At 70.4% G+C, this 16,391-nt stretch carries 2 protein-coding genes; both read right to left on the bottom strand.

Going from position 1 to position 16,391, the window contains the following annotated elements:
- Positions 1 to 3,422 (bottom strand): amino acid adenylation domain-containing protein (locus AC068D_RS27580; RefSeq protein ID WP_478825788.1); only part of this gene is annotated, 3,422 nt, incomplete at its 3' end.
- Complete coding sequence (locus tag AC068D_RS27585) at positions 3,422 to 16,333, bottom strand: amino acid adenylation domain-containing protein (protein ID WP_478825789.1); 12,912 nt, start codon at positions 16,331 to 16,333, stop codon at positions 3,422 to 3,424. The genes AC068D_RS27580 and AC068D_RS27585, both read right to left, overlap by 1 nt.
- Between the last annotated feature and the right edge of the window lie 58 nt (positions 16,334 to 16,391).

A 16,391-nucleotide genomic window follows, 5' to 3' on the forward strand; every position in this document is an offset into this window, starting at 1 on the left:
GAAACGTCCAACTCCTCCGGAGCCACCCGAACCACCGACAGCTCCCACTCCAGCTCCTCCACCGGGATGATCCGCTGCCACGGCTCGCCGTCCTCGGCCACTGCGAACACCGTGCGCAGCACCTCGTGGCGTGCCAGAGTGTCGCGCAGCGCGCTGTTCAGGGCTTGGTGATCGATGGTTCCGGTCATGCGCAAGGCAACCGGGATGTTGTAGGTGGCGCTGGGACCTTCGAGCTGACCGATGAACCACATGCGGCGCTGTGCGAACGACAACGGGATGCGGTCCGGCCGATCGCCCGCTGTCAGGGCCAGTCGAGCCGAGTCCGCATCCAACAGCCGGGTCGCCAGGCCCGCCACCGTGGGCGTCTCGAACAGAGCACGCAGGGGCAGCTCGACCCCCAGCACCGCCCGAATCCGGCTGACCAGCCGGGTCGCGAGGAGGGAGTGGCCACCGAGCGCGAAGAAGTCCTCGTCCACCCCGACCTCGGGCAGCCCAAGGACCTGTGCGAAGACGCCGCAGAGCAGCTCCTCCTGGAGGGTCGCCGGGCCGCGGCCTTCGCCCACCGTGTGCTCCGGCGCCGGCAGGGCCTTACGGTCCAGCTTCCCGTTCGACGTCAACGGCAGAGCGTCCAGTATCACGACCGCTGACGGGACCATGTACGAGGGCAGGTTCGATCCCGCATGGCTGCGCAGCTCGGCACCGTCCACGGCAGCGCCGGGCCGGGGAACTGTGTACGCGACCAGGCGCACATCGCCGGGAACGTCCTCGCGGGCCATCACTGCCGCCTGGGCCACCGAGGCGTGGCGGCAAAGCACAGCCTCGATCTCGCCGGGCTCGATCCGGAAGCCGCGGACCTTCACCTGATCGTCCGCACGCCCCAGGCACTCCAACTGCCCGTCCGGCGTCCAACGCGCCATATCGCCCGTGCGGTACATCCGCACACCCGACTCGACCGGGCTGGCGACGAACCGCTCCGCGGTCAGACCGGGACGGCCCGCATAGCCCCGCGCGACCTGCGCGCCCGAGAGATACAGCTCACCCGCCACACCGGCCGGCACCGGCGACAGCCACTCATCCAGCACAAACGCCCGCACGCCCGCGAACGGGCGCCCCACCACCACCGGCCCGACACCCGAGACCGGCGCGGAGGTGGCCCACACCGTCACCTCGGTCGGCCCGTACACATTCACGACGGGCGCACCGGTGGCCGCCATCCGTGCCGCCAGGTCGTCCGGCAATGCCTCACCGCCCACCAACATCCGCACCGACGTCGGCCAGCCACCCGCCTCGAACAACCCCCGCCACAGCGACGGCACGCCCTGCACCACCGTCGCGCCCGACGAGACCACCAGCTCCGCCAGCGCGGCCGGATCCCGAACCACCTCGCGAGAGGCCACCACCACCGACGACCCGGACAGCAGCGGCAGGAACAGCTCCAGCGCAGCGATGTCGAACGACACCGTCGTCACCGCCACCAGACGGTCGGCGCCGTCCAGCGGTACCCGCTCCCCCGCACCGCCCAGATGCGCCGCCAACGCGCCGTGCGACACCACCACACCCTTGGGCCGGCCCGTCGACCCCGACGTGTAGATCACATACGCCGCATCCTGCGACCGCACCACCACGCCCAGCGGCCCACAGTCCAGCCCCGCAACAGCCGGATCCTCCACCAATACCCGCGACGCAGACGCCGGCAGCGCCGACGCGGATCCCTCCGAGGTGACGACACAGACCGGCGCGGCATCCTCCAGCACATACGCCAGCCGCTCCACCGGGTACTCCGGATCCAACGGCAGATACGCGGCCCCGGCCTTCACCACCGCCAGCAGCGCCACCACCAACTCGACACCGCGCTCCAGACACACCCCCACCACCGACTCCGGCCCCACACCCCGGCCGATCAACAGCCGGGCCAACCGGTTCGCCCGCGCATTCACCTCCCCGTACGAGAGCTCCTCGCCCTCGAACACGACCGCGGTCGCGTCCGGCGTCCGCGCCACCTGCGCCGCGAACAACTCCGGCAGGAACACCGACGGCTCCGGCGCCACCCCGCCGCCCCAGTCCGCCAACAACCGCTCGCGCTCCGCGGCGTCCAGCACCGCTACCGCGCTCGTCGGCTGATCCGGATCGCCCACCACCGCGGACAGGACACGCACCAGACGCTCCGCCAGCAGCCCGACCGACGCCGCCTCGAACAGATCCGCAGCCGCCGTCAGGGAGCCACGCAGACCCGCCGGCCGCCCCGTCGCGTCGAAGGTCTCCCAACAGTCCAGCTCGAGGTCGAACTTTGCCCCGTGGACGTCCGCCGCGACCACTTCGGTGCGCAGCCCGGGGAGTTCCAGTACGGCCGCGGCGTTGTTCTGGAGGGTCAGCATCACCTGGAAGAGCGGATGGCGCGCCATCGAGCGCGTGGGCGCGAGCTCCTCCACCAGCTTCTCGAACGGCACGTCCTGGTGCTCGAACGCGGACAGGGCCGTCTGGTGTCCACGAGCCAGCAGTTCCCGGAAAGTGGGGTTGCCGGTCAGGTCGGTGCGGATGACCAGGGTGTTGACGAAGAAGCCGACCAGTTCGTCCAGGGCTGAGTCGGCGCGCCCGGCAACCGCCGAGCCGATCGGGATGTCCGTGCCGGCCCCGAGGCGGGAGAGCAACACCGCCAGTGCGCTCTGCAGCACCATGAACGGGGTCACACCCTCGGCCAGCGCCAGCTCCGCCACCCGTGCGTGCACCTCGGCGGGAACCTCCAGCTGCACGCGGTGGCCGCGGTGGGAACCAACCGCCGGGCGCGGACGGTCGAACGGCAGCCCCAGCTCCTCGGGAACGTCGGCCAACGCACCACGCCAGTACTCGACCTGACGTGACATCCGGCTGTCAGGGTCGCCCTCGTCGCCCAGCAGCTCCCGCTGCCACAGGGCGTAGTCCGCGTACTGCACCGGCAGGGGCTCCCAATCCGGCACCCGTCCCGACGTGCGCGCTGCGTACGCCGCCGAAAGGTCTCGGGCCAGCACCCGCATGGACCATCCGTCACCGGCGATGTGATGGGTGGTCACCACGAGCGTGTGGTCCTCGGGACCCGTCGAGTGGAGCCAGGCCCGGATCGGGACCTCCTTCGACAGGTCGAAGGCGTACTGTGCCGCGGCCGCGACCGCATCGTCCAGATCCCCCGGCGCAACCTCGGTCGCGCTCAGCTCCCACTCGAGCTCGTCGATCTTGAGGATGCGCTGGTGAGGCTCGCCGTCCGTCGTGGGAAAGACGGTGCGCAGCACCTCGTGGCGTCCGATCACGTCCCTCAGCGCCGCGTTGAGCGACACGTGGTCCACCTGGCCCGAGAGGCGGAGCACGACCGGAAGGTTGTACCTGGCGCTCGGGCCGTCCAACTGCCCGATGAACCAGAGCCGGCGCTGTGCGAAGGACAGGGGAACCATCAGGACTCCTCGTGGTTGCGCATCGGCCGAAGAACCGGCCTGGTTGACTTCTCGGTTCCCACCCGCCGGGCCAGGCCTGCTACGGTCCGGGCCTCGAACACCACCCGCAGCGGCAGTTCGGCCCCCAGGACTTCACGTACCCGGGTCACCAGGCGGGTGGCCAGCAGGGAATGACCGCCCAGGGCGAAGAAGTCGTCGTCCATACCGACCTGCGCGAGGCCGAGAACCTCGCGGAACAGGCCGCTGATGGCTTCTTCGCGGCTGTTGGCCGGCCCGCGACCCTCGCCCGCCCTGTACTCCGGTGCCGGCAGGGCCTTGCGGTCGAGCTTCCCGTTGGCGGTCAGCGGCAGCGCATCGAGCACCACCACCGCGGACGGGACGAGGTAGCCGGGCAGCCGCTCGGCAAGGAACTCGTGGACCAGCGAGGACAGTTCCTTGCCGTCGCCGTCGGCGACGACATAGGCCACCAGACGCATTTCGCCGCCGACGTCATCGCGCGCGATGACCGTGGCCTGCGACACCTGCGGGTGCTCGGACAGCACCTCGCTGACCTCACCCGGCTCGACCCGGAAACCGCGGATCTTCACCTGCTCGTCCGCACGGCCCGCGAAGACGAGTCGACCCTGCGCGGTCCAGTGAGCCCGATCTCCCGTGCGGTACATCCGCACCCCCGGCTCGAACGGACATGCCACGAACCGCTCCGCCGTCATCGCGGGCTGTCCCCCGTACCCACGCGCAAGACCAGCACCCGTGGTGTAGAGCTCACCCTCCACACCCACAGGCGCCGGACACAGCGCGGCATCCAGCACGTACACCCGCGTGTCGGCGATCGGCACCCCGATCGGCACCGACGCGACGCCCTCGACCAGCTCCTCCGCGAGCACCTCATGGACCGCGGTGAACGTCGTGTTCTCAGTCGGACCGTAGCCATTGAACAACCGCAGCGAAGGCAGCGCGGCCAGCAACCGGCGGCAATGTGGCACCGACAGCGCGTCACCACCCGCCAGCAACCGCCGCACCCCGGCCAGCGCCGAGACGTCCTGATCCACCACCTCGTGGAACAGACCGGCTGTCAACCACAGCGTGTCCACCTCGTGCGCGGCCAGGAACATCCGCAGCTCGGCCACCGAAACCGCGCCGGGCCCGGCGACAGCGAGCGCCGCCCCGTTCAGCAGCGCACCCCAGATCTCGAAAGTCGCCGCGTCGAAAGAAGCCGACGCCAGCTGGCCCACCACGTTTCCGGGCCCCAGATCCAGGTAACCGCACTCACGCACCAGCCGGTCAACCGCCCGATGCGCCACGACAGTGCCCTTGGGCCGCCCCGTCGAACCGGACGTGTAGATCACATACGCCGCGTTGTCCACACCCAACGGAGAAAGCAACTCCGCCGTTCCCAAGGGACCGTCCGCCAGCCCCGCCAGCTCCCCGCCCGTGGGCGCACCGCCCAGGACCACACGGGCCAGTTCCCCGGTTTCGACAGCTGTACGACCATCCGTCAACAAGAGAACCGGTGACGATTCCCGCAGCATGTGCGCGATGCGGTCCGCCGGGTACGACGGATCCACCGGAAGATATGCGCCACCCGCCTTCAGCACTGCCAGCAGCGCGACCACCAGCTCGACGCCGCGCTCCAGAGCCACGGCCACCACCGACTCCGGCCCCACTCCACGACCGATCAACAGCCGCGCCAGCCGGTTCGCCCGTGCGTCCAACTCCGCGTACGACAGGCTCACACCGTCCGCGACCACCGCCACCGCATCCGGTGTCGCAGCGACCTGCGCCGCGAACAAGCCCGGCACCGTCGCCCCGGCCACACTCCGGCCGGTGCTGTTCCACTCGTCGAGCATTCGGCACCGCTCGTCCTCGCCCAGCACCTCCACCGCACCAAGCGGCACCTCCGGGCCGCCGTCCAGCGCCGTCTCCAGCGCCGACACCAGATTCGCCACCGCAGTACGCACCAGCTCACCCACGGCAACCCCGTCCGCCGGCACCACCGCGTCGACCGACAGCGCGATCGCCTCACCGTTGTCATCAACCATGAGCGCCAGCGGGAAGTTGGTGCGTTCACGGGCGAACACGAGCCTGGTGCCCTCGAGTTCCCCGTCCCAGCGCTCATCCAGGTTCCGGCCGGCGTTGCGCCGGTAGTTGATGAAAGAGGTGAACAGTGGGCTGCCGCCCGCCACACCGCTGGCACGCTGCGCGACCACCAGCGGGGAGTGCTCGTGCTCCAGCAGTTCCGCCAACTGGCTCCGCATCGCGGATACGGCGGCAATCACGCCCAGTTGGTCATTGCGCACCCGCACCGGGAGAGTGTTGATGAACGGGCCGGGGATCCGGTCGGCGCCGGCGCCGGCGTTCATCCGGCCCGACAGGACGGTGCCGAACACGACGTCCTGCTGGTTCGAAACGGCCGAGAGCACTCGCGCCCATGCCACGTGCAGCAGCGTCGCCGGGCTCGTCCCCAGGCGGCGGGCAACCTCGCGCAGCCGGGCGTCCACCTCCGGTGCGGGAGCGACCTGGCTGCGTACCAGGGCCGCGCCGTCACCGCGCACGTCGACGAGGCCGAACGGGGCCGTGGGCTCCTCGACATCGCCCAGCAGGGCTTCGAAGTACCGCTCGTGCTCCGACTGCGCCACGCCGCCGCGCGCCTGAGCGACGAAGTTGCGGAACGGCAGCGGCTCGGGGAGTTCGGAGCTTCGGCCGGTCAGGAATGCCTGGACCTCCGTCAGCAGCACCACCAGGGCCGTGTGGTCGCGCACCATGTGGTGCGCCCGGACCAGGGCCAGCCACTTGCCGCCGCCGGGCGCAGCCGCGATGTGCAGGGTGATCAGCGGAGGGCTGGACAGGTCCATCGAGTGGCCGCCCCGCTCCACCAGCTCGGCCACCGGGTCGGTGCCCCGCGGGTCCAGCGCGACCTCCGTGACCGACAGTGGTGCGTGCCGCAGCACGACCTGTACGGGCTCCCGCAGCCCCTTCCAGACGTACGAGGTGCGGTAGATGTCGTGCCGGTCCACCACGTGCCGCATGGCCTGGGCGAACGCGTCCAGCCGCTCACGCGAGTCGAACTCCAGTACCGCGGGCATCACATAGGCGTCCTCGCCGCCGTCCGCGAGCACATGGTGGAAGAGCAGGCCCTCCTGCAGCGGAGCCAGCGGATAGATGTCGGCCACGTTGGCTGCGCCGCCGGCGACGGTCGCGACCACCTGGGCGATCTCTTCCGCCGCGAGCTCCACCATGGAGAGCATCTCCGGCGTGATCTCTGTCGCGCCTGCGGGAATCCGGTTGGCCGGCGCCTCGATGCGCTCGGCCCCCACGGACGCTGCCACACCGGCCGGGGTCGGGCTGTCGAACAAGGTCCGGACCGAGACGGACACGCCCTGTACCCGAAGGATCTCCACCAGCCTGACCGCGACCAGGGAGTGCCCGCCCAGCTCGAAGAAGTCGTCGTCCACGCCGACCCGCTCCAGGTCCAGGACTTCGGCGAAGGCTGCGCAGACGATCTCCTCGCGGGCGTCCGCCGGACCCCGGCCGGCGCCGGCCAGGCCCGCGAAGTCAGGCGCCGGGAGCGCCTTGCGGTCCAGCTTGCCGTTGCCGGTCAGCGGCAGCGCGTCCAGCACCACCACGGCGGACGGCACCATGTGCTCCGGCAGCCGCGCTGCGGCGAACTGCCGCAACTGGGCCGCGAGGCCCTCGGCGTCCGCGCCGTGTCCGGGCACCACGTAGGCGACCAGGGAGGCGTCACCGGGGGTGTCCTGGCGGGCGACGACCGCGGCTTGCGCGACTTGCCGGTGCGACTCAAGGGCTGCCTGGACCTCGCCCGGTTCGATCCGGAAACCACGGATCTTCACCTGCTCGTCGGCACGGCCCAGGAAGACCACCTGGCCGTCCGCGGTCCACTTCGCCAGGTCACCGGTGCGGTACATCCGCGCCCCCGGCTCGTACGGGTTGGCGACGAACCGCTCGGCGGTCTGGCCCGGACGCCGGACGTAGCCGCGCGCCAGCTGCGCACCCGCGACGTAGAGGCTGCCCGCCACGCCCACCGGTACCGGTTCCAGGCGGTCGTCCAGTACGAAGAGCCGGGTGTTGCCGACCGGCTTGCCGAGCGGGACCACCCCGTCGGCCAGGAGGTCGGCCGTCAGCAGGGTGGTGGCGACGCCAATGGTGGTCTCGGTCGGACCGTAGTGGTTGAAGACGGCGCACTCGCCGGCCTCGGCCACCAGATCCCGCACCCAGCCCGGGGCGGCCGCCTCACCGCCGAGCACGAGAGCCTTCGCCGGGAGGACTTCCGCCGGGCTGGCCACGGCGCTCAGCGCAGCCAGGTGGGAGGGGACGGCCTTCAGGTGGTCGATGGCGTGCTCGGCCAGGTAACCGGAGACCGCGGTCGGGTCGGTCACCGCACCCTCCTCCAGGATGTGCAGCTCACCGCCCGTCACCAGGCTCGCCAGGAGGACGGTGTTGCCGAGGTCGGTGGCCTGGGCTTGGAGCAGCGCGTACCGGCTGCCCGGCCCGGTGAACCCGATCCGCGGGGGGACGGTGGCGACGTAGTTGGTCAGCGCTCCGTGGCCGACCGCCACGCCCTTCGGCCGGCCGGTCGAGCCGGAGGTGTAGATCACGTACGCCAGGCTGTCCGGGTCGGTCACCACTTCGGGCGCGATCGACGGCGCCGCGGCCAGCTGCATGGCCGTCAGCGTCCCGTCCAGCGCAACCGTCCGGATCCGGCCCGCAGGCAGATCGTCCAGGATCTCCTCGGTGGTGAGCACCAGCACCACCTGGCTGTCGGTCAGCATGAACGCGGTCCGGTCCGCCGGCTGCCCGGGGTCGAGCGGCAGATACCCGGCTCCCGCCTTCCAGACCGCCAGCATCGCGGTGACCATCGCGATACCGCGGGGCAGTGCGAGGCCCACCACGGACTCGGCGCCGATGCCCTGGCCTACCAGGTGGTGTGCGAGACGGTTCGCCCGCGCGTCCAGCTCGGCGAATGACACGCGCTCGCCGTCGGCGACGATCGCCGTCGCGTCGGGAGTGCGTGCCACCTGCGCCCCGAAGAGATCGGCGACCGTGTCCGCCGGCACCTCGGCGGCCGTGTCGTTCCATTCCGTCAGCAGGCGGGACTGCTCTTCGTCCTCGAGCACCCGGACCGTGCTCAACGGCACATCCGCGCCACCGTCCAGCGCTGTCTCCAGGGCCGCGACCAGGCTCTCGGCAGCGGTGAGCACCAGCGCGCCCACCGCGGTGGAGTCGATCGGGGCCACCGCGTCGACGGCGACCTCGATGCCGTCGTCGTTGTCGTCGACCAGGATCACGAGCGGGTAGTTGGTCCGCTCCCGCGAGAGCAGCAGCCGGGTCCCCTCCATCACCGCCCCAGCGCGCTCCGCGGCACTCTGGCCCTCGTTGCGGCGATAGTTGATGAAGGAGGTGAACAGGGGGGTGTCGCCCACAAGGCCACTGGCCCGCTGTGCTGCCACGAGCGGCGCGTGCTCATGCTCCAGCAGCTCGGCCAGCTGGTCGCGCATGGCGGTGACGGCCGCCATTACACCCTGCCGGTCCGTCAGCACCCTTACCGGAAGGGTGTTCATGAACGGTCCGGGCACCCGGTCGGCACCGGCACCGGCGTTCATCCGGCCGTACAGCACCGTGCCGAAGACCACGTCGTCGCGGCCGCTGACCGCGGCGAGTACCCGGGCCCACGCCACGTGCATCAGCGTGGCAGGGCTGGTCCCGAGCCTGCGCGCGGTCTCCCGCAGTCGTACGTTCAGCTCCTCGCCGAACCTGGTCACGCCCTGGACCGAGTCCGCCCCGTCGCCACGCACGTTCAGCACGCCGTACGCGGCGGTCGGCTCCGTCACGTCACCCAACAGACCGGCGAAGTACCGCTCGTGCTCCGCGAGCGAGACCCCTCCGCGCGCCTGGGCGACGAAGTTGCGGAACGGCAGCGGCGTCGGCAGCTCCGCAGCGTGCCCGGCCACGATCGTGCGCACCTCGCTGAGCACGACTTCGAGCGCGGTGTGGTCACGCACCGTGTGGTGCATCCGGGCGAGTGCCATCCAGCCCCCGTCCGGCAGCGCGGCGAAGTCCACCCTGATGAGGGGGGCGCGACCCAGGTTCATCGCGGAGCCGACGATCTCCTGCAGCTCGGCCGCCGGGTCGGTGGTCCGCGGGTCGAGGGTCACCTCGGTGACCGGCAGCTGAGCGTGCCGCCAGACCACCTGGACCGGCTCGCGCAGCCCTTCCCACACGAACGAGGTGCGGAAGATGTCGTGCCGGTCCACCACCAGTTGCAACGCCTCGACGAAGGCGTCCAGACGCGCTCGGGTGTCGAACTCCAGCGCCGCCCGCAGGACGTAGGCGTCCTCGCCGCCCTCGGCCAGGAGGTGGTGGAAGAGCAGGCCCTCCTGGAGCGGGGCGAGCGGGTAGACGTCAGCGATGTTCGCGGCGCCGCCCTCGACGGTGGCCACAATCCGCTCGACCTCGTCGGCGGTCAGGTCGACCAGGGGCAGCATCCCCGGGGTGATCTCCCGCGCGTCGGCGGGGATCAGATTCGCCGGCACCTCCACCTGCGTGGCGCCTGTGGAGGCCGCGAGGGCGGCCGGGGTCGGGGCCTGGAAGAACGCCCGCACGGACACCGAGACACCATGCCCGCGCAGTACCTCCACCAGGCGCACGGCGAGCAGCGAGTGGCCGCCGAGGCGGAAGAAGTTGTCGTCGACGCCGACGCTCTCCAGGCCCAGGACGTCGGCGAAGGCAGCGCAGACGATCTCCTCGCGCGCGTTCGCCGGACCCCGGCCCGCTCCGGTGACATACTCCGGCGCCGGGAGGGCCTTGCGGTCCAGCTTGCCGTTCATGCTCAGCGGCAGCGCCTCGAGGACGACGACCGCCGACGGGACCATGTGCTCGGGCAGTCGCTCGCCCGCGAACACCCTTACCAGCTCCGGGAGATCGTCCGACTTGCTCCCGGCCACCACGTAGGCCACCAGGCGGATGTCACCGGGCGCGTCCTCGCGGGCGAGTACGGCGGCCTGCGCCACCTGCGGATGCGCGGCGACGACGGCCTCGACCTCGCCCGGTTCGATCCGGAATCCACGAATCTTCACCTGGTCGTCCGCACGGCCCAGGTACTCCAGCTGGCCATCCGCGTTCCACCGCACCACATCAGCGGTGCGGTACAACCGCTCACCCGAACCGAACGGGTTCGCGACAAACCGTTCTGCCGTGAGTCCCGCACGACCCGCGTAACCGCGGGCCAGCTGGGCACCCGCCAGATACAACTCCCCCGCCACACCCACCGGCACCGGGGACAGTCCGCCGTCCAGCACAAACACCCGGGTATTGGCCACCGGCCCACCGATCGGCACCACGGCACCATCAGCACCCGGCTCACACTGCCAGGCCGTCACATCGACCGACGCCTCCGTCGGCCCATACAGATTGTGCAACCCCACACCACCGAGGACCGCGAAGAACCGGTCCCGCACCGACACCGACAGCGCCTCACCCGAGCACACCACATTCCGCAGAACACGCGCACACTCACCCGCAGCCGACTCAGCGAGGAACGCCTCCAGCATCGACGGCACGAAGTGCACCGTCGTCACCCTCTGCTCCACGACCAGCGACGCCAGATACGCCGGATCCCGGTGACCACCCGGACGAGCCACCACCAGCGTGGCACCCTCCAGCAACGGCCAGAAGAACTCCCACACCGACACATCGAACCCGAACGGCGTCTTCTGCAACACACGGTCGCTGGCGTCGAGTCCGTAGCAGGACTGCATCCACACCAGACGATTCACAATGCCCTCGTGCGGCACCACCACACCCTTGGGCCGACCCGTCGAACCCGACGTGTAGATCACATACGCAGGATGCGACGGCAGCAACACACCACCACGCTCCCCGTCCGAGAGCACACCCGCACCGAACACCGCCAGCTCAGCCACCACCGAAGGCTCATCCAGCACCACCACCGGCACCCCGAAGCCCACCGCACCGGCCAGAGCCTGCGACGTCACCACCACGACCGGCCCAGCATCCTCCACCATGAACGCGACCCGCTCCGCCGGATACTCCGGATCGACCGGCAGATACGCACCACCCGCCTTCACCACCGCAAGCAGCGCCACCACCATGTCGACCCCGCGCTCCAACGCCACCGCGACAACCGACTCCGCACCCACACCACGATCCACCAACAACCGCGCCAGACGATTCGCCCGCGCATCCAACTCCCCGTACGACACCTCCACACCATCAACAACCACAGCCACCGCACCCGGCGTCCGCACCACCTGCGCCTCGAACAACCCCGCCAACGTCGACAGCTCGACCTCAGCCGCCGTGTCGTTCCACTCCACCAACACCCGCCGACGAGTAGCCCCGTCCAACACGTCGACCGCACTCAGCGCGGTCTCGGGGCCGCCCGCCGCCGCTCGTTCCAGCGCGGCCAGCAGGTTCCTGGTGGCCGTGCACAGGAGCGTGCCCACCTGCTCCGGGTCCGTCGGGGAGACCGCGTCGACGGTGAGACGCATCCCGTCCTCGTCGTCATCGATGTTCACCGCGAGCGGGTAGTTGGTCCGCTCCCGGTAGTACCGCAACTCGACGCCGTCGAAGAGGGCTCCGCTCTTGCTGACGGAACGGTCGTTGTGCCGGTAGTTGAGCATGGACGCGAAGAGGGGGGTCTCACCCTCCACGCCGCTGGCGTTCTGCGCCACGGCCAGCGGTGCGTGCTCGTGCTCGAGCAGCGCGGCAAGCTGGCTGCGTACGGCGGTCACCGCGGCCATCACACCCACCTGCCCGGTCCTCACCCGCACCGGCAGCATGTTCATGAACGGGCCGAGGACCCGAGCCGCGTCGGCGTCGGCGTTCATACGGCCGAACAGCACCGTCCCGAACACCACGTCGTCCCGACCACTGACCGCCGCCAGCACCCGCGCCCACGCCACGTGCATCAGCGTCGCGGGGCTGGCGCCCACCTTCCGCGCGACCCTGCGCAGCTGTCGTTCGAGGTCCGCTGCGATCCGTATCTCGGCCTCGACCGAGTCCGTCCCGGGCTCACGCGTGTTCAGCAGCCCGTACGGTGCGGTCGGCTCGGTGACGTCCCCCAGGAGGTCGGCGAAGAACTGCTCGTGGCCCCCGTTGTCCAAACCGGCCCTGGCCTGGACGACGGCATCACGGAAAGGCAGTGGCTGCGGCAGCTCGGCGCCGCGCCCCTGCATGAACTCCCGGATCTCGGCGAGCAGGACCTCGACCGTCGTGTGGTCCTGCACCAGGTGGTGCAGACGCAGCAGAACCAGCCTCCGACCATTCGCGACCTGGGCCACATGCAGCCCGAGCAGTGGTGCCCGCGTGATGTCCACGGTCCGGCCCACGATCGCCGGCAGGTCGGTCACCGGGTCCGCGGACTTCGGGTCGAGGGTCACCTCGGCCACCGGCAGCTGGGCGTGCCGCCAGACCACCTGGACCGGCTGGGTCAACCCTTCCCAGACGATCGCGGTACGGAAGATGTCGTGCCGGTCCAGCACGTGCTGAAGGGCACCGGTGAACGCGTCCAGCCGCTCCTCGGAGTCGAACTCAAGGACGGCCGAGGCCAGATAGGTGTCCTCACCGCCCTCAGCCAGCAGGTGGTGGAAAAGCAGGCCCTCCTGAAGCGGGGCCAGCGGGTAGATGTCGGCGATGTTGGCCGCCCCGCCCTCGACCGTGGCGACCACCCGTGCCACCTCGTCGGCCGAGAGGTCGACCAGCGGCAGCATCTCGGGGGTGATCTCCTGCGTGTCGGTGGGGATCAGGTTCGCCGGCACGGCGACCCCTCCAGCGCCCACGGAGGCAGCGAGACCGGCGACCGTCGGTGAGTCGAAGAAGGCTCGCACCGACACCGACACGCCGAGCTTGCGGATCGCCCCCACCAGTCGGATGGCCATCAGCGACTGACCGCCGAGCTGGAAGAAATTGTCGTCGACACCGACGCGCTCCAGCCCCAGGACTTCGGCGAAGGCAGCGCAGAGGATCTCCTCGCGAGCGTTCGACGGGCCACGCCCGGTACCGCCCCGGGTGCCGAAGTCCGGGGCGGGCAGCGCTCTCCGGTCCAGCTTGCCGCTCATGGCGAGCGGCAGGGCGTCCAGGACGACGACTGCGGCAGGGACCATGTGCTCGGGCAGCCGTTCGGCCGTGAAGGCGAGGACCTCGTCCTGCAGGTCGTCGAACGCGTCGTCGGTCACGACGTACGCGACCAGCTGGATGTCACCGGGCGTGTCCTCGCGGGCAACCACAGCGGCCTGCGAGACGTGCGGGTGGGCGGCCACCACGGCCTGGACCTCGCCCGGCTCGATCCGGAAGCCGCGGACCTTCACCTGCTCGTCCGCACGCCCCAGATACTCCAGCTGGCCGTCCGCACGCAGACGTGTGACATCGCCGGTGCGGTACATCCGCGCGCCGGGCTCGAAGGGGTTCGCCACGAACCGCTCGGCCGTCTGGCCAGCCCGGTTGACATAGCCCCGGGCGAGCTGGGCACCCGCGATGTACAGCTCACCGGCCACACCCGGAGCCACCGGGCGCAGGAAGCCGTCCAGGACGTACAGGCGCATGTTGGCGATCGGACGGCCGATCGGCACCGAGTCGCCGACCTCCTGTCCGGCCCGCACCTCGAACACCGAGCAACCGACGACCGCCTCGGTGGGACCGTACTCGTTCACCACAACGGAAGCGGGTGAACGCTCCAGCCACGCCTGCACCACCGAACCCGGCAGTGCCTCGCCACCGACCACCCAGGTGGCCGCAGCATCCTTGACCTCCGCGTCCGACAGCGACTCCGACAACAGCGGAAGATGCGCCGGCACCACCTTCGCCAGACCCAACCCGCTACCGCTCCGGAGCAGTTGGGCCAGACCCTCAGCACCGCCCTCGCGGCTCACCACCACCGGCGCACCGGAGATCAACGGCACCACCACACTGGTCACCGTCAGGTCGAACGCCAACGACGAGTGCAACGGCGCACCACCCACCGTCTCGTACGCACCCGCAGCCCACTGCGCGTAGTTCGCCAGACCACCGTGCGTGACCGCGACACCCTTCGGACGGCCCGTCGAACCCGACGTGTAGATCACATACGCCAGACCCTCAGGACGGATCTCCACCCCGGGAGCCGTCCGCGTCGACACAGGCGCCCGGCCGGCCGTCAACGCATCATCCATCGTCACGACATGTGCCGCGTCGGCAAGCTGCCCGACCAGTGCGGCGCTGTCGGTCAGTGTCACGACCGCGCCACTGTCGGCCAGCAGATAGGCGATGCGCTCCGCCGGATGGTCCGGGTCGACCGGCAGATAGCCGGCCCCCGCCTTCCACGCCGCGAGGATCGCCACCACGGCGTCCACTCCGCGCGGCAGGCAGATGCCCACCACCGACTCCGCGGCGACGCCCTGGCCCAGCAGATAGTGCGCCAGCCGGTTCGCCCGTTCGTCGAGCTCGGCGTACGACACCTCGACACCGTCCGCGAGCACCGCCACCGCCTCCGGCGCCCGCACCACCTGCGCAGCGAACAGCTCCGGCACGGACAGGCCCGTGAACTCGGCCTCGGTGTCGTTCCACTCCACCAGCACCCGGCGCCGCTCGTCCGCATCCAGCAGGCCGGACCGGCTGACCGGTTCGGCGGGGTCGACCGAGACGAGCCAGTGCGCCAGCGCAAGGAAGCGGCGGCAGACCTCGTCACCCGGCGACAGGTCGGGGGCGTCGGGGTTCACGTCGACGGCGATCTTCAGGCCGGACCGGTCATACACGTCGATGCGTGTGCTGTCGACCGGGCCGCTGGACAGATTGTGCGCAGTGACGGAACAGTCCCCGAACGGCAGTGCGTAGATGTCGAACGACATGACGTTGATGAGCAGGTCCCACAGGCCGCCCTCACCGAGCATCGCGTCGTGGAGCATCTCCTCGTAGCGGTACCGCTGGTGGCGCAGTCCCTCCAGCACCGCCCGGGTGGTCTGGCGCACGAGGTCCGCGACCGTGGTGTCCGGGGCGATTTTCACGCGGATCGGAAGGACGTTGTTGGTCATGAACGGAATCGCGAGGTTTCGCGTGCCCGCACGGCCGCTCACCGGAACGCCGACGACCACGTCCTGCCGCCCGGTGAGATGGTGCTGGTAGAGGGCGGCGGCACTGATCATGAGGCCGGCGAGGCTGGCTCCCAGTCCGCGGGCGGCCGCCTTCATGTCCGTGGCGGCCGCGGCGTCGATGCTTTCCACAAAGCGGACGGGGGCGCGCTGGGCCCGTTCCGTAAAGGTGCTGCCGAGGCCCTCCGCCTCGGGGAGGCCCGCCAGGACACCGCGCCAGTAGGTCCGGTCGGCCTCGTAGTCGGCGGAGGCCCGGTAGTCGCGTTCGGCGTCCATCAGGACGGTGCTGGAGGGCAGGGCTCCCTCTTCCACCGATCCGCCCTGGAGCAGCGTGTTGTAGATCTGCGACAGGCGACCGACCACCAGGCCCGCGCTGCGGCCGTCGAGGATCACGTGGTAGGCCCGCTGGTACCAGAAGGTGAGCCGGGGTCCGGCCGTGAAGATCTTGATGGTGTAGAGGGGGCGTTGGGCCGCTCCCCTCTCGTTGCGCAGGTCGTCCCACATCAGGCTCTCGGCCGCCGCGTGCGGATCGGCCTCGGAGCTGATGTCGACGACCTCGACCGGGTAGTCGTCCACGGCATGGAAGTACTGCCGCGGCTGCCCGTCGACCTCGCGGATGCGCAGCCGGGCGGCGTCGGCCTCCTCCATGAGGCGATGCGAGGCCTTCACCAGGAGACCCAGGTCCACGTCCCCGTCGAGCTTCAGGTACTCGGCACCGTTGAAGCACGGGTTCTCGGGTGCCAGCTGATGGCTGTACCAGATCGCGAGCTGGCCGGCCATCATTTCCCGGAGCTCACCCTCAGACATGGCCATTCCCGCGCACTCCATTCGGTTCGACTCATTGGCTGAAACAGCACGGGCCGCCGCCTCC

The sequence above is a fragment of the Streptomyces sp. NPDC043861 genome (assembly GCF_056435905.1).